General features: G+C 44.0%; 20 protein-coding genes. 15 read left to right on the forward strand and 5 right to left on the reverse strand.

Annotated features, from left to right (window positions below):
- The first annotated feature begins 10 nt into the window (after nt 1–10).
- The 5 genes from Nant_RS01730 to Nant_RS01750 are packed head-to-tail and all read left to right on the forward strand — an operon-like array spanning nt 11 to nt 2,859.
- Nucleotides 11–337: a YbaB/EbfC family nucleoid-associated protein gene (locus tag Nant_RS01730; RefSeq protein WP_054339915.1), complete on the forward strand. Its 327-nt coding sequence runs from the start codon at nt 11–13 to the stop codon at nt 335–337.
- 3 nt (nt 338–340) lie between these two features.
- On the forward strand, nt 341–937 hold the full coding sequence (gene recR, locus Nant_RS01735) for a recombination mediator RecR (protein WP_054339916.1): 597 nt from the start codon (nt 341–343) through the stop codon (nt 935–937).
- 9 nt (nt 938–946) lie between these two features.
- On the forward strand, nt 947–2,125 hold the full coding sequence (gene rnd / locus Nant_RS01740) for a ribonuclease D (RefSeq protein WP_054339917.1): 1,179 nt from the start codon (nt 947–949) through the stop codon (nt 2,123–2,125).
- 6 nt (nt 2,126–2,131) lie between these two features.
- Nucleotides 2,132–2,419 carry a YcgL domain-containing protein gene (locus Nant_RS01745; RefSeq protein WP_054339918.1) on the forward strand — a complete coding sequence of 96 codons (288 nt, stop codon included), beginning with the start codon at nt 2,132–2,134 and terminating at the stop codon, nt 2,417–2,419.
- Nucleotides 2,419–2,859 carry a YcgN family cysteine cluster protein gene (locus tag Nant_RS01750; RefSeq protein WP_054339919.1) on the forward strand — a complete coding sequence of 147 codons (441 nt, stop codon included), beginning with the start codon at nt 2,419–2,421 and terminating at the stop codon, nt 2,857–2,859. Before Nant_RS01745 ends, Nant_RS01750 begins: the two co-directional genes overlap by 1 nt.
- Before the next feature lie 116 nt (nt 2,860–2,975).
- Here Nant_RS01750 and rpsA read toward each other — a convergent pair whose 3' ends face one another.
- The 3 genes from rpsA to Nant_RS01765 all read right to left on the reverse strand — a co-directional run bounded on the left by rpsA (nt 2,976) and on the right by Nant_RS01765 (nt 7,703).
- Entirely contained in the window at nt 2,976–4,658 is a 1,683-nt protein-coding gene (gene rpsA, locus Nant_RS01755) for a 30S ribosomal protein S1 (protein WP_054339920.1), read from the reverse strand.
- Between the two features lie 179 nt (nt 4,659–4,837).
- The gene (locus tag Nant_RS01760) at nt 4,838–5,614 is read right to left on the reverse strand and encodes a hypothetical protein (protein WP_054339921.1); all 777 of its coding nucleotides are present in this window, start codon (nt 5,612–5,614) and stop codon (nt 4,838–4,840) included.
- Nucleotides 5,615–5,630: 16 nt separating this feature from the next.
- Nucleotides 5,631–7,703 carry a carboxy terminal-processing peptidase gene (locus tag Nant_RS01765; RefSeq protein WP_054339922.1) on the reverse strand — a complete coding sequence of 691 codons (2,073 nt, stop codon included), beginning with the start codon at nt 7,701–7,703 and terminating at the stop codon, nt 5,631–5,633.
- Between the two features lie 157 nt (nt 7,704–7,860).
- On the opposite strand from Nant_RS01765, the gene Nant_RS01770 reads away from it, so the two are divergent.
- From Nant_RS01770 to Nant_RS01805, 8 genes are all read left to right on the forward strand, one after another.
- A complete protein-coding gene (locus Nant_RS01770) occupies nt 7,861–8,385 on the forward strand; it encodes a BamJ family beta-barrel-assembly machinery protein (RefSeq protein ID WP_054339923.1) in 525 nt (174 codons plus the stop codon).
- Nucleotides 8,382–9,671 (forward strand): M18 family aminopeptidase, encoded by a 1,290-nt coding sequence (locus Nant_RS01775; RefSeq protein ID WP_054339924.1) that lies wholly within the window; start codon nt 8,382–8,384, stop codon nt 9,669–9,671. Before Nant_RS01770 ends, Nant_RS01775 begins: the two co-directional genes overlap by 4 nt.
- A 689-nt stretch (nt 9,672–10,360) precedes the next feature.
- Nucleotides 10,361–10,843 carry an FKBP-type peptidyl-prolyl cis-trans isomerase gene (locus Nant_RS01780; protein WP_054339925.1) on the forward strand — a complete coding sequence of 161 codons (483 nt, stop codon included), beginning with the start codon at nt 10,361–10,363 and terminating at the stop codon, nt 10,841–10,843.
- 139 nt (nt 10,844–10,982) lie between these two features.
- Nucleotides 10,983–11,897 (forward strand): AAA family ATPase, encoded by a 915-nt coding sequence (locus tag Nant_RS01785; RefSeq protein ID WP_054339926.1) that lies wholly within the window; start codon nt 10,983–10,985, stop codon nt 11,895–11,897.
- Nucleotides 11,898–11,899: 2 nt separating this feature from the next.
- A complete protein-coding gene (locus Nant_RS01790; RefSeq protein WP_054339927.1) occupies nt 11,900–12,853 on the forward strand; it encodes a DUF58 domain-containing protein in 954 nt (317 codons plus the stop codon).
- On the forward strand, nt 12,850–14,922 hold the full coding sequence (locus tag Nant_RS01795) for a transglutaminase TgpA family protein (RefSeq protein ID WP_054339928.1): 2,073 nt from the start codon (nt 12,850–12,852) through the stop codon (nt 14,920–14,922). Before Nant_RS01790 ends, Nant_RS01795 begins: the two co-directional genes overlap by 4 nt.
- Nucleotides 14,919–15,641 (forward strand): M48 family metallopeptidase, encoded by a 723-nt coding sequence (locus tag Nant_RS01800; RefSeq protein WP_054339929.1) that lies wholly within the window; start codon nt 14,919–14,921, stop codon nt 15,639–15,641. Before Nant_RS01795 ends, Nant_RS01800 begins: the two co-directional genes overlap by 4 nt.
- Nucleotides 15,642–15,812: 171 nt before the next feature.
- Nucleotides 15,813–17,606, forward strand: a complete 1,794-nt coding sequence (locus Nant_RS01805; RefSeq protein ID WP_054339930.1) for a methyl-accepting chemotaxis protein — start codon at nt 15,813–15,815, stop codon at nt 17,604–17,606.
- A 110-nt stretch (nt 17,607–17,716) separates the two neighbouring features.
- Here Nant_RS01805 and Nant_RS01810 read toward each other — a convergent pair whose 3' ends face one another.
- Nucleotides 17,717–18,520: a response regulator gene (locus Nant_RS01810; protein ID WP_054339931.1), complete on the reverse strand. Its 804-nt coding sequence runs from the start codon at nt 18,518–18,520 to the stop codon at nt 17,717–17,719.
- A 252-nt stretch (nt 18,521–18,772) separates the two neighbouring features.
- On the opposite strand from Nant_RS01810, the gene Nant_RS01815 reads away from it, so the two are divergent.
- A complete protein-coding gene (locus tag Nant_RS01815) occupies nt 18,773–19,948 on the forward strand; it encodes an MFS transporter (protein WP_054339932.1) in 1,176 nt (391 codons plus the stop codon).
- A gap of 28 nt (nt 19,949–19,976) precedes the next feature.
- Here the strand turns inward: Nant_RS01815 and ptsP are convergent, their stop codons facing one another.
- Nucleotides 19,977–22,226 carry a phosphoenolpyruvate--protein phosphotransferase gene (gene ptsP / locus Nant_RS01820; protein WP_054339933.1) on the reverse strand — a complete coding sequence of 750 codons (2,250 nt, stop codon included), beginning with the start codon at nt 22,224–22,226 and terminating at the stop codon, nt 19,977–19,979.
- Between the two features lie 209 nt (nt 22,227–22,435).
- Here ptsP and Nant_RS01825 point away from each other — a divergent pair, with 209 nt between their 5' ends.
- Nucleotides 22,436–22,651 carry a hypothetical protein gene (locus Nant_RS01825; protein ID WP_054339985.1) on the forward strand — a complete coding sequence of 72 codons (216 nt, stop codon included), beginning with the start codon at nt 22,436–22,438 and terminating at the stop codon, nt 22,649–22,651.
- Nucleotides 22,652–22,693: the final 42 nt, after the last annotated feature.

Here is a 22,693-nt window from a genome sequence, read left to right on the forward strand (position 1 = left end):
AGGTAAGAGTATGATGAAGGGTGGTATGGGTGATCTGATGAAGCAGGCGCAAAAAATGCAGGAAGACTTGCAAAAAGCGCAGGCTGAAGTTGCTAATTTGGAAGTAAACGGTGAGTCTGGCGCTGGTTTGGTTAAAATTGTGATGAACGGCCGCCATGATGTTAAAAGCGTTTCAATTGATGATAGTTTGCTGGAAGAAGAAAAGGATATTCTGGAAGATCTTATCGCCGCTGCTGTTAATGACGCTGTACGTAAAGTTGAAACGCAATCCCAGGAAAAAATGGCTAAAATCACAGGTGGTATGGCTATGCCTCCTGGTTTTAACATGCCGTTTTAGATAATGTCTTTTAGTCCTCTAATACAGCAATTAGTTACTGCTCTACGTTGTTTGCCGGGCGTTGGGCCTAAGAGCGCTCAGCGCATGGCTTTCCATTTATTGGAAAGAGATCGTAATGCTGCGCTTGAGCTGTCCTCAGCGCTTCGCCTGGCTGCTGAGCAAGTATCACAATGCCAGCAGTGCCGGACACTCAGTGAGACGGATCTGTGTCAGCTTTGTGCATCCTCAAGTCGTGACCGTAGTTCACTCTGTGTGCTTGAATCACCTATGGATGTTTTGGCTATCGAACATACTAATAGTTTTGGTGGTGTGTATTTTGTGCTGGGAGGTCATCTCTCTCCCATTGATGGTGTAGGGCCTGATGATATAGGTATTCAGCAGTTGCTGGAGCGTATTAATGAAGGGGAGATAAAAGAGGTTATTCTTGCAACTAATCCGACAGTGGAAGGGGATGCTACCGCTCATTATATTGCTGAGCAATTAAAACGTGAATCACTTAAAGTGACCCGTATTGCTCATGGTGTACCGGTGGGTGGCGAACTGGAGTACGTTGATGGTGGCACTCTGGCGCATGCATTGGCTGGACGTCGGCTGCTGTGAGGTAAATGAATGAAAGATAATAGTTATGATTGGTCTGTATTGGAAGCGTCGGCTCAGCAGCCAGTCCATATTACAACCAATGCATCTCTCGCCGAGTATTGCGCCCATTGGCAATCTTTGCCCATGATCGCCCTGGATACTGAGTTTCAGCGTATTGATACTTTTTATCCGATTCCCGGGTTGATTCAAATAGGTGATGATCAGCATTGTTATCTGATCGACCCTCTGAGTGTCGATGATTTTACGCCACTGTGCCAGGTCTTTCAGAACCCTGATGTGCTGAAAATCATCCATGCTGGTAGTGAGGATTTAGAACTTTTTTATCATACGTTAGGTGTGGTTCCTTCGCCTATTTTTGATACTCAGCTTGCCGCTGCTTTCGTGGGGTGGGGATTTACAATGGGGTTGCAACGTTTAGTTGAGCATACGTTGGGCGTCCAGTTAGGGAAAGGTGAGACAACATCCGATTGGCTTAAGCGTCCTTTGAGTTCTGAGCAGGAAGTGTATGCTGCGCTGGATGTTGCTTACTTGCCCGCGATTTGTTTGATGCAAAAAGCAGAGCTTGATGCGCATGATCGAGAGGCCTGGTTTGTGGAAGAGTCGGAGGTTGCGTTAAGAAATGCGATTGACGTCGACCCGGAAGGAAAAGAATATTATCGGCGTTTTAGTCAGATGTGGGGTCTGCCAGACTATAAGCTGGCGGCACTGCGTGATATCACGATGTGGCGCGAGAAGGAAAGCCGCTTAAGGAATACTCCTCGTAATTGGGTGCTGAGAAATCAGACGATACTCTCTATTATTCATAAATGGCCGCGTAATAGTTATGAGTTAGGTCGCACAGAAGATATCCGGCATAAAGTGGTGCGTGATGAGGGCGAGGCAATTCTTGCTATTTTGTCCAATGCGCAAATCAGTCTGAAGAATGATCCGTTTCTCTCGATTAGTCGTCCACTGCCTATTGTCTGGAATAAGCGCCTTAAGAAACTCAAAGCGGTTGCCCGGGAAGTCGCGACTCGTTTGGGTATGGCTCAAGAAGTGTTATTACGTAAAAAGGATTTGGATGCATTGATACGTAGTGGCCTGGATACTAACGAGTATCAATTGCCTGATGATCTAAATGGCTGGCGACGTGAAATTATTGGTTTTCCTTTGCTGGTTCAGCTTAAACAGTTTGAAAATAATGGTTAGAAATACATGATAATCTGTACAATTTTCAAAAGCCCCCGTAAGGATGAAATGTATCTTTATGTGGATAAGCGGGAGCAGTTGATTCGTGTTCCTGACGTGTTGATCGAGATGTTTGGTACACCGTCTCATCTGATGGATATGCCGATCACTGGTAAACGAAAGCTGGCGCGGGTTGATGTAGAAAAAATGCTAGCGGATATCGCTGAAAAAGGTTTTTATCTGCAGATGCCGCCTCCTAAAGAAGACTACTTGCTCGATCTTTTTCCAAACCGCCCTGAAACGGGAGTTCGCTAGTGGCTCAGGAAGTTTTCTGGCGTACTAAGTCGCTAACGGAGATGACGGATCCCGAATGGGAATCGCTATGTGATGGTTGTGCGCTATGTTGTTTACAGAAAGTTGAAGATGAAGATACGCAGGAAATTTTTTATACCACAGTGGTTTGTCATCTGCTGGACTGTAATAATTGCCGCTGTACTGAATATGAAACGCGTACTCAGTTGGTGCCTAACTGTGTGAAATTACGTCCTGAGGATGTGAAGACTTTTCATTGGTTGCCACCTACGTGTGCTTATCGTCTCATCGATGAGGGTAAGGAGTTGCCTGATTGGCATCCGCTGATGTCAGGAAAAGAAAACTCTGTTATTGATGCTGGAGCTTCTGTTCTGCATGTCTATGAAGTTAAGGATAATGAGATCACTGAAGATCAGTTGATTGACTATGTATTAGATGAATAAAAGTCAGAATATAACCTGATAGATTTAGCGTGCATTTTGTCAAGAGGCGCGGCGGCTAGAAAACAGATAAAAAAAGGAGCACTAAGTGCTCCTTTTTTATAGCTTAAGACAACTGATTAGCTGTTTTTGTTAGCCATTTGCTGCTTGATCAAATCACCGATAGTGGTTGGGCCAGCAGTTTCAACTTCCTGAGTGCGAACAGCTGCAATAGCGGCTTTCTCATCAGCTTGGAATTTAGCTTTGATCGACAGTGTGATAGCGCGGCTACGACGATCGATGTTGATGATCTTCGCTTCAACTTCTTCACCTTCTTTCAGTACAGTCGTAGCATCTTCGATGCGGTCTGTGCTGATTTCAGATACTTTCAGTGTGCCTTCAATACCATCAGCCAGTTCAACAACAGCGCCTTTAGCATCTACAGATTTAACGATGCCTTTAACGATGGTGTTTTTATCATTTGCTGCTGCGTACTCAGCAAATGGGTCGCTGTCTAGTTGCTTGATGCCCAGAGAGATACGTTCTTTCTCTGCATCAATAGACAGGATAACGGCTTCAACTTCGTCGCCTTTCTTGAACTGACGTAGCGCTGCTTCAGCATCGCCTTCCCAGCTAATGTCAGACATGTGAACCAGACCGTCAAGGTCGTTTTCCAGACCAACGAAGATACCGAAGTCAGTGATTGTTTTGATCTGACCCGATACTTTATCGTTAGTTGCGTATTGTTCAGCGAAAGCAACCCATGGGTTAACTGTGCACTGTTTAATACCCAGAGAAATACGACGACGCTCTTCATCAACATCTAAGATCATAACTTCAACAGCTTCACCGATCTGAACAACTTTAGATGGGTGGATGTTTTTGTTAGTCCAAGACATTTCAGAAACGTGAACTAGACCTTCAACGCCATCTTCGATAGAAGCGAAGCAACCGTAGTCAGTCAGGTTCGTGATGCGTGCCTGGCATTTAGTGCCGGATGGGTAACGATTTTTGATAGCTTCCCACGGATCTTCAGACAGCTGTTTCAGACCTAGTGAAATACGACCCGTTTCTTTGTCGAATTTAATGATCTTAACAGAGATTTCGTCACCTGGGTTCAGCATTTCACTCGGGTGAGAGATGCGCTTCCAAGCCATATCTGTGATATGCAGCAAGCCGTCAACACCACCCAGATCAATGAAGGCACCGTAGTTGGTCAGGTTCTTAACGAAACCTTTAGCAACTTGACCTTCTTCCAGAGCAGCCAGAATTTCATCGCGCTGAGCGCTGTTGGCTTCCTGAAGAACGGCACGACGAGAAACAACAACGTTGTTGCGTTTCTGGTCCAGCTTGATCAGTTTGAATTCGAGTTCTTTGCCTTCCAGGTGATCGATATCGCGAACAGGGCGAACATCTACCAGAGAACCAGGCAAGAAACCCTGGATGTTGTTGATGCTAACAGTGAAGCCGCCTTTAACTTTACCGTTGATAACACCGGTAACAGTTTCTTCAGCTTCAAATTTAGCTTCAAGTACTTCCCAAGCTTCAGCGCGCTTAGCTTTTTCGCGAGAAAGTTTTGTTTCACCAAAACCATCTTCTACTGCTTCCAGAGAAACTTTAACGCTATCGCCGATTTTGATTTCCAGCTCGTTAGCGTCGTTTAGGAACTGTTCGCGAGGAATAACCGCTTCAGATTTAAGACCAGCATTAACAGTAACCCAGTCACTGTCGATATCGATAACTTCACCGATAACAAGCGTACCTGGTTTCATGTCTACATTTAGAAGGGATTCTTCAAACAGTTCTGCAAAGCTTTCGCTCATGAAAGTGTCCTATAATTTTTGGCCGGGGATAGAAAAATCCGGCACGTAACCTGTAACGCCAGCGTACAGGGTCAGATTAATTAATGTGCAATTGTATTGCTGGCAAGCAGTTACACATTAGAGAAAATTGAGCGCACATTGTACAGCAGGAAGTGTTATCAAGGTAGGGGGTAATAGATTTAAACGTTGTCGTTATCAAGTTTTTGACGCACAGATAATTGACAAGGGCTCAGTACGGATGAAAGATCCTGTAATAATGCTTCTGATAAACCGGAAGAGTCATTAGTTCTGAAAAATCCTGCGAGCTCGCGTTCTTCTGAGCGTGTATTGGCCGCAATATCAACTGCATCGCCAACACAGAAAGCATAAGCGGGCAGGTAGTCGCTGACTACTATCTGCTTTTTATCTTCCGACAGCATCAGTCGGTTACGTGTGATATAGACTTTATATTCTGCAGCACCTGCTGCTGACATTATTTCTATTTGCATAGTGCTGAAACGCTCGGCTTCAGGTGTGCGGATCAGAAGCGCCTTAAGTTGATGCTCTACGGATTTCAATTCATCCTTAAGGTGCTGTGGTGCAAAGTGTTCATTGAACTGTTTGTAGTTCGTTAGCTCTGTTAGTTGCGCTTTTAGTGTTTCGATATCATTCTGTAACACTTTGTTTTCTAATAATAAGTTATCTTTGTCACGAATGAGGCCGTGTATCACTTTTTGCGTCGGAGTGAGTGTTTTTTCATCAAAAGTTGGTGGAAGTTGGTTGGTGCCGGTTACTCCGACGCTGGCCATGCTCTGTGAAGATGCCACCATCCCATAACCAAAAAGTTCCAGATCTTTCGTGTTAGTCGCCTGCTGTGCATTAATGCTTTGATAAAGAAAATAACCTCCGATACCGAGTCCCGCGAGTATCAGAGGCGCTAAGATTATAAATATGATGGACTTTACGGAGCGCGCCATAAGTGTCGGCCAGTATTTATTGTGGGTTGTATGTTATGAGTTGATTAGTTAAATCAACCATATCTAATAAAACTTGACCGCTTTCTACCAGTAGTGCTTCTGATTCGGCTGAAATAGGTCGGCCTTTTTCGTCTTTCTGTAGTAAATCTTCGAGTTCAGTCAGTTTCACGATAGGCGTTTGTCCTTTGGCTAAGCGGCGTTTGTTTTCTGAATTCACTTGCCATTTTTCAGCTTCGTCACGTTTAGCCAATAGTTTTACTTTATTCAGCGGTATTGTTTCGTCTATTTTGGCTTCAGCCTGTCGGGTAATTTGCTCGCGAAGAAAGTTAAAGTCGGGCTGATTGTCTGTACGCATGGCATGACGTTTTTCCAGCTCGGCTTTGAATGTTGATATTCCTTTATAGATGCCATGTCGTGCTTCTTTAACTTGATCCCAGGGTAGCGCGCCATCCAGTGCGCTTTCGCCTATTTCGGCTGTGTCATATATGCCCGGGAAGGCGATGTCGGGAATAACTCCTTTATGTTGTGTGCTCTCACCTGAAATGCGGTAAAACTTGGCATGGGTCAGTTTTATCTGGCCGTGATCAAGAGCTTGTAATGTTTGCACGGTACCTTTACCGAATGTTTGGCTACCCACAATAATGCCGCGTTGATAATCCTGAATAGCACCGGCAAAAATTTCTGAAGCGGAGGCGCTTAAACGGTTGACGAGGACGCTGATCGGGCCGTTATAGGCAACTTTCGGGTTGAAGTCACCGAGTATGTCGACGCGTCCATTTGGATCTCTGATCTGAACAGTAGGGCCTCTGTCGATAAAGAGGCCAACCAGTTCGTTCGCTTCGCGTAAAGAGCCACCACCATTGTTTCTGAGGTCGATAATAAGGCCGTCTATTTTCTCTGACTGTAGCTCTGTAATGAGATTTTCGACGTCACGGGTCGTGCTTTTATAATTTTCGTCACCGCGTTGTAGTGCTTCAAAATCAATATAAAAGGCAGGGATATCAATAACACCGACTTTATAATCTTTATTATTGTGCTTAATTGTCAGAATGCGCTTCTGTGCCGCTTGTTCTTCCAGTGCAACGGTATTACGGGTGATAGGAATGATTTTCCGTACCGCCTGATCTTCGCTATCAGACGGTATGATTTCCAGTCGAACGGTAGAATCCTTAGGGCCGCGAATCAGATCAACGACATCATCAAGACGCCAGCCCACAACGTCTTCAATCTCTCCGTCAGCACTTTGTCCTACGCCAACGATCAAGTCGGCGGGTTTAAGCAAGCCGGTTTTATCTGCAGGTCCTGCTGGTACTAAACGCACGATTTTTGTGAATTCATTCTCACTTTGTAGAACGGCACCAATGCCTTCAAGAGAAAGGCTCATGTTAATTTTGAAGTTTTCGGAGCTGCGTGGAGAAAAGTAAGAGGTGTGTGGGTCGAAATGTTTAGTTAGTACGTTTGCAAAGCGTTGAAAAACATCCTCACTCTTGTTCTGTGAAAGTCGCTTAAGCTGATTGGTATAACGCTTAATTAGCACTTCCCTGGCTTCTTGTTCTGTTTTGTCAGAAAGCATGAGGCTTAATAGCGCGCTTTTGTTGCGTTTGCGCCATAAATCGTTCATTTCATCCTGAGAAGATATCCACGGATCATTTTCACGATCGGTATCTAGTGTTTCATCTACGTCAAAATTAAAGGCTTCGTCGCTGCTTAATCTATCGATAGTCCAGGTTAAGCGTTCGATTACGCGCTGTTGTTGACGATTGGATATGACAAATGCACTGTCCAGATCTCCTGCAAGAACCGAATCATCCAGCGTATATCGATAAGCTTCAAATTCACTGATATCAGACTGATAAAAATAGCTTCGGGAAGGATCTAATTCAGCAAGATACTCGTCCAGAACACCGCTGGACAGCGTGTCATCAACACTGATTTTGTTGTAGTGACCAATATTAAGCGATCCGACAATTTCCTTTAGCGTCTGCTGCTGAACCGCTTCAGGGCTTAATAGATTAATGTCAGCTGTTGCTAATGCAATAGCAGGCGCCAATAAACATACTGCGAGTGAGGTACGTAAACCTTTCAACATATTATCCAATCTATTTCCAGTTCTGGTTGCTAATGAGACATGAAGTATCTTCTATTGTTCCATTAATCATTTATTCTGAGTGTAGCTATCGGTCTGACTAATGTAAAATCAATGCTTTAATTCAGCGCTTTAATTCAATTTTTCTGAAAGGTTACTGATGAAATCAATATTTATCTCAATGGTCATCGTCTCGGGTCTGTTTTTGGGGGGCTGTGGTGAAGATCCGGAGAAACAGGCTTTTCGCCAACAGTTAATAGAAAAAGCATTGAATGATGATACGCACAAAGCCGGAACTCTATTTTTAGCTGAAAATGAAAAGCGTGAAGGTGTCGTCGTGACATCGTCAGGTTTACAATATCAAATATTACACAAAAGTGAACAGGGGGAAAAACCCGACTATTTACATTCGGTTGTCGTAAATTATGAAGGTACCCGTACCGATGGTGTGGTATTTGATAGTTCTTACGTGCGCGGCAAACCTTCAACTTTTCCACTTAAACGGGTCATTAAAGGATGGCAGGAAGCATTGCTGAAAATGCAAACCGGCGATATCTGGATGTTATATGTTCCGGCTGATCTTGCCTATGGCGCAACCAGCCCATCGAAAGCGATTCCTGCTAACTCAGTATTAGTTTTCAAAGTAGAGCTTCTTGCTATTACCGACAATAAGGACAGTAAATGAGTGATAAAAGTAGCACGTTGAGCCGCCTGATTAATTTTCTTAACGCTTCACCGACGCCTTTTCATGCGGTAACACAGATGAAAAAAAGGCTGCTTGAAGCCGGTTATCAGTCGCTTGATGAGAAAGATAGCTGGATATTGAAAGCGGGTGGACGTTATGTTATTACCCGCAATGATTCATCTATTGTTGCCTGGCAAATACCTAAAAACCGTTTGTTATCTGAGTCCGGTTTCAGAATGGTCGGTGCGCATACCGATTCACCTTGTTTGCGCATAAAGCCTAATCCTGAATTACACAAGCTTGGCTATTTTCAGTTAGGTGTTGAAGTGTATGGTGGCGCATTACTGGGCCCTTGGTTTGATCGGGATTTATCGATTGCGGGCCGTGTTAGTTTTGTTAATGATCAGGGGGCGTTAGCCAGTGCGTTAATTGATTTTACGAGTCCTGTTGCCATTATTCCTAGTTTAGCTATTCATCTGGATCGTGAAGCGAATAGCGGTCGTGCGATTAATGCGCAAACGTTTTTGCCGCCGCTGTTGGGGCAGGCTGAAAAAAAGCCGGACTTTCGGGCGCTTTTAAAGGAACAATTAGAAAATGCCGGTGAAAAGGTATCCAGCGTTCTGGATTATGAGTTATCACTATATGATACCCAGTCAGCGGCCTTAATAGGCTTGCAGCAAGAATTTCTTGCTTCGGCTCGTTTGGATAACTTGTTAAGTTGCTTCATGGGGCTGGAGGCTTTGCTTCAATCTGATAGTGATGAAGGGATCCTGCTGGTGTGTACTGATCATGAAGAAGTAGGAAGCATGAGTGCTGCAGGCGCTCAAGGGCCAATGCTGGAGCATCTGTTTGAACGTATTCAGGCAGATTCAGAAAGCAGAAGCCGCATGCTGGCGCATTCTATAATGATCTCTGCTGATAATGCTCACGGCATCCATCCGAACTTTTCGGATAAGCACGACGCTAATCATGGTCCTGTTCTAAACAAGGGTCCGGTTATTAAGCTCAATGCTAATCAGCGCTATGCGACTACCGATATCACCAGTTCTTTATTCAGGATGCTGGCTGCACTGGATAATGTGCCGGTACAAGAGTTTGTTGTACGCTCTGATATGGCATGTGGCAGTACGATTGGTCCGATAACGTCAGCCGAAATTGGAGTCAAAACGATTGATATCGGTGTGCCTCAACTGGCGATGCACTCAATCAGAGAACTGGCAGGTACGGACGATTTGATCAATACGATTAAAGTCTTTAAGCAGTTTTTTAAATTGAAAGCGCTTTAACGGGATGCTTTAAAACATAGGCTCTGAGGGTTCAGGTCTAACTGCTGGATTCAGAGGCATTGATAAGACCGCTGCTCTGTAAAGTGGCGGTCTTCTGGCAATGATTGAAATTAACCATTTTTAAGTATGGGCTAACCAGCCGCTAGCATGTGAGAGTTGGCCGCTAGCGTATTCGATAATCTATCGTAATATCCTTCGATTAATACTTCCCATTGCTGGTCATAGCTGTGCAAATATGCATGGCAGGAAGTGCACTTAAATAGGCGGCTGTTAGGGAGTGTGCTGATTAGAGTTAAAAATGAATGAGACTCTTTATTCTTATGCTTATTCTGTGTGTTTGTTACTAAATTCTGACACTCTGGGCAGATGTTATCCATAACGTTGAGCTCCTTGTTGCATGCCGATTAAGTTATCTATAATAGATAACTTAATGAAATAAATAGATAGGAAAAATTCCTATTTCTTGAATCATCATTCAATATTATTTAATAAATTGACGTTTAGTCGAATAGGCACGCATATCATCTAAGGATGTTCTTACTTTCCTGTCTGAATCAGGGTGGACGTTTTTATACATGCAGGTTAGGATTACGCCAGATTCCTGTGAGGGTATTTTGGGTTTGTTGGCGATCTGACGACATATCTGAGCCTCCGGCTATTTATTAATTATTTTATGTAAGGAGTTTCTCATGCAGATTGCTGAAAATTCAGCTGTTACCATTCATTACACACTCACGAATAGTGAAGGTGAAGTACTGGATTCATCACAAGGGCAAGAGCCTTTGGCTTATTTGGGTGGTGCTAGTAATATTATTCCCGGCCTTGAAAATGCGTTAATAGGTAAGGCTGTTGGTGATAAATTGGATGTGACTGTTGAACCTGAACAGGCATATGGCCTGGTGCGCGAAGAATTGGTTCAAAAAGTAGATCATGAGAATTTTCAGGGTGTTGACGATATTCATGTAGGTATGCAGTTTATGGCTCAAGCCCCTTGGGGAGAGCAACCTGTAACTGTTATGAATGTTGAAGATGATGGCATTACATTGGATGGTAATCACCCTCTTGCTGGTCAGACATTGACGTTCTCTGTTGAAGTTATGGAAGTGCGTGTGCCAACAGAAGAAGAAAGTTCTCATGGACATGTCCATGGTGAAGGCGGTCATCAGCATTAAAATTTAAGATTTTCAAAAAAACGCAGCATTGGCTGCGTTTTTTTTGTGCCAATTTTCAGTCTGTTCTCTACACTGATAACATCGATACAACATATTTTTGTTAAAAATATGATATAGCTGTTTTAGAAAGAGGAATGTTATGCGGGACAGGATCGAGCAGGTAGTGAACGCCGTATCGTCTGTTGTTTTAGGTAAGGAGGATACTGTCAGGCTTGCAGTTGCCTGTATGTTAGCGCGGGGTCACTTATTAATAGAAGATCTCCCTGGTATGGGGAAAACTACGTTGGCGCATACATTGGCTCATGTCTTTGGTTTGGAATACCGACGTGTGCAGTTTACCAGCGACATGTTGCCAGCAGATATTCTGGGTGGGTCTGTTTTCGATCAGCAAGCCAGTAGCTTTACGTATCATCCCGGGCCTATCTTCACGCAGCTGTTGCTGGCAGATGAGATTAATCGCTCAACGCCTAAAACCCAGAGTGCTTTGTTAGAGGCGATGGAAGAAGGACAGGTTTCATCGGACGGGGTAACTCGTCAATTACCGGTACCATTTTTTGTTATTGCGACACAGAACCCCGGTAGTCAGTCCGGTACTTTTCCATTGCCTGAATCGCAATTAGATCGTTTTTTAATGAAGCTCTCACTAGGTTATCCCGATGCGGATACAGAAAAAGTGTTACTCAAACATGGAGATACACGTCGCGATATCAGTCAGTTACCTGTTTGTATTGATAGTGCGTTGCTTCTGGATGCGCAGATAGCGTGTCAGCAGGTACGGGTGTCTGATCCTGTTGTTGATTACATCCAGCGACTGGCTCAGTTCAGCCGGGATTCTGATGATATCGTATTAGGACTTTCACCTCGGGGGGCGTTGGCGTTGATTCAGGCCTCTAAAGCGTGGGCGTACCTGTCAGGACGTGATTATTTGATACCCGATGACGTGCAAAAGGTTTTTTCTTCTGTTGTTGATCATCGTCTTATTGTGAGGCTCGATCATGACAGTAAAACTAATGCCGTCCGGAATATTTTGGCTAAGGTCGATGTGTTGAATTGATCATGCTAAAGCAAGGCATTGTCCGTGAGTGGATTAAGTCATGGCTGGTGAATCGTTATCCGCCAGAGCAGACTATTAAGCTGACACAGAGTCGAATCTATATACTGCCCACGCTAGCGGGTATGGCGTATTCAGTGGTTGCGATGCTGGTCTTATTGCTGTCGATTAACTATCAGAATAATTTAGCCTACGCCGTTTGTTTTACATTGTTGTCGGTATTTATTACAGCGATCTTGCATACTTATGCCAACCTATCGGGTGTGAAAATAACAGCGTTGTTAGTCGAACCTGTATTTGCAGGTGACGTAGCACACTTTCGTTACCAGCTCTATTCTGCGCGTGAAATACACCAATTAACGCTGTGTTTCAAAAATCATCCGACGGTAACGGTTGATTTACAGGTGAATAACCCCGTTAAAATTGAGATACCGTTTTTGTGTGGAAAAAGAGGCTGGCAGCATACTGAGTTGGTTGAAATCAGAACCTTATATCCATTAGGGCTGTTTCGTGCATGGAGTTGGTTGCGTTTTGAACAACGTGCTCTGGTATACCCGAAACCTATCTGTGGTGGTGAAATCGAGGCGCTAAACAGTGGCGGTGATCCGCACAGCGCTCAAGGCAGGAAGGGTGATGATGACTTTCATGGGTTTACGCGTTATCACTCAGGAGTATCAAAAAATAGAATAGCCTGGAAATCCTTCGCCAAAGGGCAGGGGTTGCATGTTAAGGAGTATCAGGGGCAATCGGGAGAGGATATTTGGTTGGACTGGAATGCCTGGCCTGCGTTAGAGGTAGAGGAACGGTTGTCGCGTCTTTGTTATTGGTCTAAAACCTTGTCTCAACGCCATGTGCTTTATGGATTGCGTCTTCCTGGTTGTGAAATACTCCCTGCAACGGGTGATGCGCACAAAGTGAAAGTACTGAGATTGTTGGCATTGCATGGAGGTGAGGCGTGAGTGTGCTAAAAGGAGTCAGTCAAAAATCGGCCTCTTTAGATACGCCTGTGAAAACCGCATTGATCGTTATGTTGCTGGTGATTTGTGTTCCTCAACTGGTGATTATTCCTCTTTGGTTAGCGATTATTGCGGGCTGTATTTTGGCTTGGATACTACTCTCGCTTATAAGACCAGAGCGTTGCCCAAACATGCCCCGATGGGGGAGAGGCGTGTTGGTGGCGGGTGTTATTTTAGGTGTTTTAATGTCCGCGGTTGCTGCGCAGGGGTTGGGTGGACTTTCTACTCTACTGGTAGCCGCCGCTGTGCTGAAAACCCTCGAATTGAAGACACGGCGCGATGGCTGGGTATTGGTACTAGTGGCTTGTTTTATTGCCGCGGTGGGTTTTTTATTCAATCAATCAATGTTGGCTGCATTGTATGGATTGATATCACTGGTCGTTATTTTTACTGCTTTAATTATGATGCATCAAGGGGATCAGAATGGGAGCTTGGGCTTTCGTATTGTGATAAAGAGCGCAGGGTCGAAGAGTGCAGTGATCTTACTGCAGTCGATGCCGTTAATGTTGATTTTGTTTTTGATTTTTCCGCGTATTAGCCCTTTGTGGAGTGTACAGTTGCAACATTCAGCAGCAAAAACGGGCTTGTCTGATTCGATGAGTCCTGGCGATATCAGCCAGCTAGCACGCTCAGATGATGTTGCTTTTCGCGTTAGTTTCTCAACTGACCGGCCGCCCCCACCGGCAGCGCGTTATTGGCGTGCAATGACCTATTCTGTTTTCGATGGCCGGCGCTGGTCTATGGGAAAAGACACGTTAATCCGTACGGCAGGAAATACGTTACAGCAGGGGGATATTGAATATCAGGTTATTGCTGAACCCTCCGCTCATGTATGGCTCTTTGCTTTAGATTACTCGGTTGGGGCTCCTTCACAAGGCGTGCTTAGTGTAAGCGATGGTTCTTATCGAGCAGGATCGCCACTGCTTGAAAGAATAAATTACCATGCCTACGCTGAGGTAACACGGCGTTATAACGGTGAGCCATTGAATGAACGTTCGCGTTACCTTTTTGTACCTGAAACGGGAAACCCTAAAAGTAGAGCGTTGGTTAATCAATGGCGTAAAAAAGGGATGACCTCTGAAGAGATTATTGATGCACTTTTTATGCGTTTTAATCAACATTTTTACTACACATTATCTCCTCAGCGGCTTACTGACGATCGTATAGATCAATTTTTATTTTCAACGCAGGAAGGTTTCTGTGAGCATTTTGCGAACGCAACGGCATATACCTTAAGATTGGCGGGTATTCCCACGCGTATCGTGGCGGGTTACCTGGGTGGCGAGTGGAACCCTTACGAAAAATATTTACTGGTACGACAATACGAAGCACATGCCTGGGTGGAAGCCTGGGTGGAGGGTAAAGGCTGGATTAGGCTTGACCCCACAGCGGCGGTGGCGCCTGAAAGAGTGACACAACCCTTTGATCTGCTATTTGCAGACGCGCCAGAATTCATGGCAGACAGTCCCTTATCAGCAATCAATCTACAGCATAATTTAACATGGTTAAGTGCCGGGCGTCTGCGTTATGAAGCATTGAACTATAGCTGGCATCGCTGGGTTCTGGGCTATCATCAGGAACAGAATAGTCTGTTAGAGGAATGGTTTGGTCGTCTTAATTTCATCAAAATGCTATTGCTGCTTTTTATACCGGTGGGATGTGTATTAGCTCTCGTAATTTGGTGGTTGCTGAGAGCTAGACCTCATTCGGTAAGCCCATTGGATAAAGCGGCCGTAACGATGTCTGATACGTTAGGCCGTTTGGCTCCTGCGCTGCAGAGAGTCCATGGAGAAACGATCTCTCAATACAGCCGTCGATTAAAAGAAGTATTACCGGGGCTGAGGGAGGAACTAGAGGAATGGCACACCCTTTACCAGCGTGTGCGGTATGCACAAATATTGAGTGATGAAGCCGTCTATTACAAAAGCAGCCGGCAGTTAGTGTATAAAATTAAACGTTTGGAAAAGCATGATATTGATACTGATATGGATGTCCGAAGGAGTGTACGTTGAGTAAATTGGCATTTGAATGCGAGGGGCTTAGTGTGGAGCCTATCGTAATAAAGAGTAGCCGCAGAAAAACGGCATCTCTGGAAGTGAAAAATGGTGAGTTAAAAGTACGTGTCCCGAAGGGAACATCTGAGCATTGGATACAACAGTTTATTACACAGCGTCATGCCTGGATTATTCAGCATATTAGCTCCCAGTTAGATAGGCAGCAGAGTTATCAGGTCAACCCTTATAAAACAGGCAGTGTTCCGTTTTTAGGCGAAAATTTTCCACTCAACATACAAATGGTCTCTGAAAAAAGTAGTATTAGTTTTAATCAGGACAGGTTTGATATACATCTTAATCGGCGTATCAGTCGAGATCCTGAAGTAGTGACTAATGAATTACTTCAGGCATGGTTAGTTGAGGCCGCTAGAGATCATTTGATTTCCCGCACGCGGGTACTCTCTGAAAATATGAAACTGGTGCCTGTTACGATTGACATCGGTAATTTTAAAAGTATGTGGGGGCGCTGTTCAGCTAAAGGTGACATCACTTTAAACTGGCGCTTGATATTGGCCGAACCTGATGCCATCGATTATGTCATTATCCATGAGATCTGCCATCTACAGGAATTTAATCATTCAGCAGCCTTTTGGAAAAAAGTGGGCGGTTATTGCGCTAATACGCAAGTATGGCGTCATTACTTTAAAGAGCGCAGTGTCTGGCTTAGCTGGAGATAGTGCGCATCACCCTTTTACCCGTAAGGTGTAGAAGCATAGGTATTTAGTAGTAATTTTTATTTTGAATCGGCCAGATATTAAAACCACTGCTACACTGATTGTGATTGTTAGCTTTACTATCGGTAAAGCCATAACACCTTAACTATATAAAAATAATCGAGATTGGTAAGAATGGGGCTATATAAAACGATAGAGCGCATCTTTTTTAATTCGTTGACAAAAAAAATTGTGGGGAATGTACTCTTTCTGCTTTTTCCGCATTTTATTTTGTTAGCGATTGGATATTATTATTCAGACGTAATAGTCCAGCGGGTCCAAGGGCTCAATCTTGATACTCAGGTAACAGAGCAACTGTTAACAACACTGGATGATTTTTGGCACATTGGCGCTATTACTGTTGTGGTTGCTATTTGCATCGGGCTATTAAGTATATTTTTTATGCGCCACTTATTCTTACAGCCTATTAACGCTATTACGCATATTTTGAAGCAGATCAAAGAAAATGACGGTGATATTTCCGCAACATTACCTGAGTTTACTTACGATGAAATTTCTGAAATGGCGAGTAGCTATAATCAGTTTGCCGACAGTTTGAAAAAAATGATTTCAGAATCCAGGCGCCGTAGTGTCAGTGTTGCGTTAAGTGCAACGCAGTTGCAAAAAGTATTATCTCAGGCGTCTGTTTCTGTTACCCGTCAAGAAGAGCAAGCGCAACTGGTTTTCCAGTCTAGCCAGGAGTCCACTCAGGCCATTGATGAAGTGGCGAGCAGCACACTGATGTTGAATGAGTACAATAGCTCTAATATGCAGGATGTCAGAAACTCAAGTGATGAGCTGATGAAAGTGTTAGTGCAAGTCCGTTCTATTCGGGATTTGGTGACTAGCTTTCAGGACACAGTACAAAAACTCAGTGAAAACTCTAACAATATTACTAAGATTTTAACGATGGTTCAGGAGTTTTCTGAACAGACCAATTTATTAGCGCTTAATGCATCCATAGAAGCGGCCAGAGCCGGAGAGGCGGGCAGAGGCTTTGCAGTTGTCGCTGATGAAGTGCGTAACCTTTCGCAGAAAGTTAGTGTGGCAACGCGTGAAATCGATTTGAATATTGGTCAAATGACATCGTTGGTAGAGCATACCCGTAGTAGTGCTCATAATATTCAGACATACGTTATCAGTACTGAGGGTTTTATAGAAAACACTAATGCGCAATTTATCAAACTAGTGGATGATTTTGAGAGTGTTAATTCACAGCTTTCTGGTATCAGTGCTGCAATCGATGAACTTTCTTATACGACCAAACAGTCGCATCAACATGTGACAGAGATCACAAATATCGCCCATGATATTAAACATGAAATGGATGAATCTAAGACCCATTCAAATCATTTAGAACTCGCCACTGAAGAGACTCAAGAGCTGTTGTCTCGTTTTAATATTGGCTATGGCGGTTTTGAAAGTATGATTAAAGCCGGACGTCACTGGGCAGAGCAGACAACAGTAGCGCTTCAACAGCTGGCTGAGAGTGGTCAAAATGTTTTCGATAGTAATTACCAGCGCACCAATGAAGGACAGTTACCTGAAAAATATGATGTTAGTTATGTGGATGCATACGAAACATTATTACGACCCATGTTTGATCGTTTTATCAGTGAGCGTCCTGAGTTTATTTATGCGATTGCGGTGGATAAAAAGGGTTATGCTCCCGCGCATCATACTAAAGTTTCTAACAGATTGACGGGTACTTTTGAGGTCGATAATGTCAAAAGCCGGCATCGCCGTATATTCGCGGGTAATCGGGCAGAGAAACGCCGTGCTACACATACCGCTCCATTCTTATTGCAGACATTTATTCGTGATACGGGAGAGGTACTGAATGATCTCTCTATCCCAATCTACATTGATGGCCAGCATTGGGGTGCGTTAATTATGGGGTTTAACCCTGAAAGGTTGCTTGAAGAGTAGTCTTTTTTTCTAAGCTGGCCGATGGTTCATTGAAGAATAACATTTTTGAAAAAAGATAAATTTAAGCCCGGCTAGCCGGGCTTAAATTTATTCAGGCGTTAGCAAATTAATCAGATGTCATCATTCAATACCAGTTGCTCTATCACTTTCTTCATGATGTCGTAAGAGAGTGGTTTTGCACAAAGAGCGGATACGCCGGCATTTTGTATAGCGGCTAATTGATTCTTATTCTGTTCTGATGTGACCATCATTACTGGAATTGTTGGCTGCTGCCCGTGGGCGCGAATATATTCCACCATCTCACGGCCATCAATATTAGGCATATTGTAGTCGGAAATAATCAGATCAAATGTTTGTTGTTTGAGTGTTTCCAGCGCCTCAGCGCCATCTTTCGCCTCGGTGATTTCATGAATACCGATATTTGTCAGTGTTTGGTGCAGATACTTCCGGGAAACGCTGCTGTCATCAACGAGTAGTATACGAATATTTTCAAAATCTTCCGGTTTACTGTCATCCGGAGTATCAATGTCAATAAGGTAGTGCAAGGTGCTTTGTAGTGCTACTCCCAAATCTTTACGTGTAAAAGGCTTAGGCAAAATGGCTATAGCGCCTGACTGGCGGATGGGTTCCAAATAACGATAATGGGTTTCAGAAGATACCAGTAGAAAAGTAATATCAGCCAGGGATGTATCCTGACGCATTATATTTATAACGTCAGTGCCAGTCATATCAGGGAGGTGCATTGAAGAAAGTACAATGTCAGGGGTTTGGAGACGTATTGCAGTTAGTGCGCTCTGGCCTTCATCGTATTCATCAATATGGGTTATTCCGAAGCTTTTCAGATGGTTAATGATAATTGTTCTTTGTACTCTCGACGGTTCGATGATAAGTACAAATAGTTCTGAAAAATTCATAAATGAGTCTCGGTATATGCCAGAAAACGTATTTTAACAGCTGTTTAGTTTAGCATTCGTTACTTGAGTTTGCGTAGTTAGATAGATTTAAAAAGATAAATAAACTAAACAATAGCGCCAATCATGTGGTGTTTTCTCTATAAATGATCACGTATAAATCATACATAGTTGTGATTGCTGATATGAGCCGCTGTTGATATCTTACGGCGATAATTTGGCTATAAATTCAACTACAAGGACTGTGGAGTGCAGATGAACCGAAGCGTTTTTTTACTATCATTATGTCAGGCGCTATTGGGGACCGGGAATGTTCTTTTAATTTCGGTTAACGGGCTCATTGGTCAAGAATTGTCACCATCAGCAGCGCTGATCACTCTGCCAATTGCAATGCAATTTGTTGGCTTGATGCTGGCAACTATTCCTGCTTCTTTTCTGATGCGGAGTATCGGGCGTCGTAATGGCTTTTTTCTGGGTAACTCTTTGGGCATTCTTGGCGCGGCTGTATCCGCAGTAGCATTGATATATCAAAGTTTCTTTTTTTTCTGCGTTGGCACCACATTTATTGGCATAGGTATTGGGTTTGGAACACTCTATCGTTTTGCTGCCGTGGAAGCATGTGAGCCGGAATATAAGAATCGTGCTATTTCTATGGTGATGTTGGGAGGTGTGTTGGCGGCGATGATGGGGCCTGCGCTGGCGGTTGAAAGCCGGGACTGGATCTCTTCTCAGGCGTTTGTCGGTTCTTTCGTTGGTTTGATTGGTTTATATATATTGGCGTTACTCCTTTTGACGGGCGTATCAATTCCTCATTCTGTTAGTTCCAACCTTAAAAAGAGTATACAGAGACCTTTATTTGAAATCGTTACACAACCGGTTTTTATCGTGGCGGTGTTTGCCGGTATGGTGGGTTATGCGGTGATGAATTTGTTAATGACGGCAACGCCATTGGCTATGGCCAGATGTGGTTTTTCGTTTCCGCAAACGGCCTGGGTGATCGAGTGGCATGTACTGGGTATGTTCTTACCTTCATTTTTTACTGGCCGGTTAATTCAACGCTTTGGCTCAGTACCTATGATGTTGTCTGGTGGGTTACTGATGTTGGCGTGTATCGCCATTAACCTGAATGGTAATTCGCAGTGGCATTTTTTGAGTGCTTTATTTTTACTGGGAGTAGGCTGGAACTTCATGTTTATTAGTGCGACCAGTATGGTAACGGGGGCTTATACGGATTCGGAGCGGGCTAAGACACAGGCAACTAATGAATTTATGGTGTTTGGTATGGTGACGCTGTCTGCACTGAGTTCAGGCTGGCTTGAAGTGAGTGTGGGTTGGGAAACCATGAACGTCATCATGATACCTGTTGTTGTCTGGGCCATGCTGATCATTGCGCTATTCTCAAGGAAAATAGCGGTGCCAGTGATCGCTTAAGTTAAAAAAGACGGGGCTGCCCCGTTGCTTAGAGCCCCAGTTCCTTTAGTTTCTTCTGCAGTATTTTGTGGATCTCCGCTTCATCTTCGGCGGCATTCGCTTTAACCAGAATCTTCAGCAAGTCGGCACGATTAACCTGCCTGATTAGCCATTTTATCTTAGGTATCTTGTGCGCACTGAGGCTGAGTCGATCAAATCCCATGGCAATTAATAATAGTACAGAGGCGGGGTCTGCTGCCATCTCTCCACACAGTGATACAGATAAGTTTAGTTCAGAGCATTTGCTTCTGATCATCTGTAAGGCCACTAAAACGGCGGGATGCAGATTGTTAAACAAGCGGGACACTTTGGGATTGTTACGGTCTACGGCTAACAGATATTGGGTTAAATCGTTTGAACCAATGGATACAAAATCAATATAAGGGGCTATTTTGTCCAATAATAGCATGGCTGAAGGTACTTCAATCATAATGCCCAGCTTAGGCTTAGTGACTTGTTTCCCTTCCTTGTTGAGCTCTGCTAACGATTGTTTAATGAGTTCTTTTATTGCTTTTATTTCTTCAATACGGCTGACCATAGGAATCAAAATCTGCAGGTTTTCCCGACCGTGGGCCGCGCGCAGCATGGCCCTGATCTGAGTGACCTGCAGTGCCGTGTTATCCAGTGTGAAGCGAATGCCACGCCAGCCTAAATAAGGATTCTCTTCTTTGAATTCAAAGTACGGGAGTTGTTTGTCGCCACCAATATCGAGCGTCCTCATGGAGACGGGACGTGGACTGTAGGCATCGATAACTTCTTTATAAACGTGATACTGCTCTTCTTCTGTAGGGAAGCTGTCATGCACCATAAAAGGTATTTCTGAGCGATATAAGCCAATCCCCTCTGCACCGTTACGTAACCCCGGCGATACATCCGCTAGCAGTCCGGTATTCGTATGCAGAGTGACGTGAAAACCATCCAGTGTGACTGCCGGTAAGTCTTTATATTTTGCCAGTGCTTTATTGAATTCTTGTTCGTTTTTTTCCAGCTGGCGATATTCCCTTATCATCTCGGCAGGAGGGGAAATAATAACTTCGCCACGGTTTCCATCGATTACAGTTAATTGGTGGGCATAACGTTTGATGTCTAGATCAGAAACCCCCATGACTGCAGGTAAACCGAGGGCGTTCGCCACGATAGAAGTATGTGATAGAGCTGAACCGGATGTGCAAATAACACCTTGAATTTGATCGGAATTGTATTCAGATAGATCAGCAATGCTAATCAATTCACCGGCTAAGATAATGGCTTTGTTTTTATCTGGGGAGACTGATCGTTCTCGTTTGGCCATTTGCGTCATCAGTTTAATCGCAATATGCCTGACGTCTTCTCCCCGGGCTTTCATGTAGGGGTCTTCTGCCATTTCAAAAACGTCGGCCAGAGCCAGAGACGTTTGTCTGACAGACCACATAGCACTGTTGCCCTGTTGAATGTGTTTTGTCGTACCTTGGCGTAACTCAGGGCTTTCCAGCATCATCCGATAGACAGAAAATAATGATGCGATATCTTCAGGGAGGTCTTTTTTTATTCGGTTGGAGCCCTGTTCCAGATCCTTGATGACTTTTTCCATGGCGGCTTCAAAGATCGTCAGTTCTTCTGTTACTTGTCCGCCCGTTTTCTCGGGTTCTTTTTGCAGGTCAATATGCGTATTGATATGAATTAATTCGCCGATACCTACACCTGACGAACTGACAACGCCGTTAAAACGCTTATACAGTTTTCCGGGTTTACGGGAAGGGATCCACTCCCCGGATCGTTGTATGTTATAAAGTGTTGCGGCTAACTGCGACGCAATGGTAGTAAGGAATGCTTCTGCTTCCTGAGAAAAGGGTTCCGTTTCGGTTCCCTGAACGACAATTACACCAATAAGCTGGCGAAAATATATCAATGGTACGCCCATAAACTGACGATAGGGTGTTTCATGTGCCTTTGGGAAAAACACAAAGTTATCATGTGTCGGGGCGTCGGCTAAATTGAGCGGATGCTTGGTTGAAGCAATGACCCCCACAAGCCCTTCGTCTAAACGCAGCTTTATTTTGCCAACTGATGAAGTAGAGAGTCCTTGTGTGGCGGCTAAAATCAATTTGGCGCGCGAGGGTGACTTTAGATACAAACTGCAAACAGGTACATCCATTAACAGGCTAAGTCGTGCCACAATAATCTGCATGGCACTCATGGCATTTTCAGCACCCGAAATCTCTTGTACAAGTGTTGTTAAAGTAGCCAGTGAGGGTTGCATACAAACGTCCTGTGTTAATGGTAGTCAAGTTAGTTATAGATGATTTAAAAAAACATAATCGCACATAAAACAATTATTTATCAATGGCTGCACCAATTGAGTTCCAGTAAGATGGCACAATAGTTGTCAGCATGTTTGATGCGGATAATAAAACAAATACTTACGTTAAAATAGATGATGTTTTGATGTTGAAAAAGCAGGAGATTGAAGTGAAAAGTTTTCTGTTCGCGACGCAAGATGAACGTGGTGGTGTGATGTTGTGTGAAATCGACACACTAGAAGATGCTGTTACGTACTTGGGTAAGCGCTTTACCGGTGTGGTCCGGGTTGAACAAGGTAAAGATGTATGGACAACTGAAGGTGGCTTTGTGTTTGTCGATAAATCAGAGGAGCTGAGTCAGTCAGGCATTCCTCCTGCCGGTTAGCGATCGCTTTTATTTATCACAGGGCTGGCGATGATAAGGCGA

The sequence above is a fragment of the Neptunomonas antarctica genome (assembly GCF_001305295.1).
Classification (GTDB): Bacteria; Pseudomonadota; Gammaproteobacteria; order Pseudomonadales; family Balneatricaceae; genus Neptunomonas; species Neptunomonas antarctica.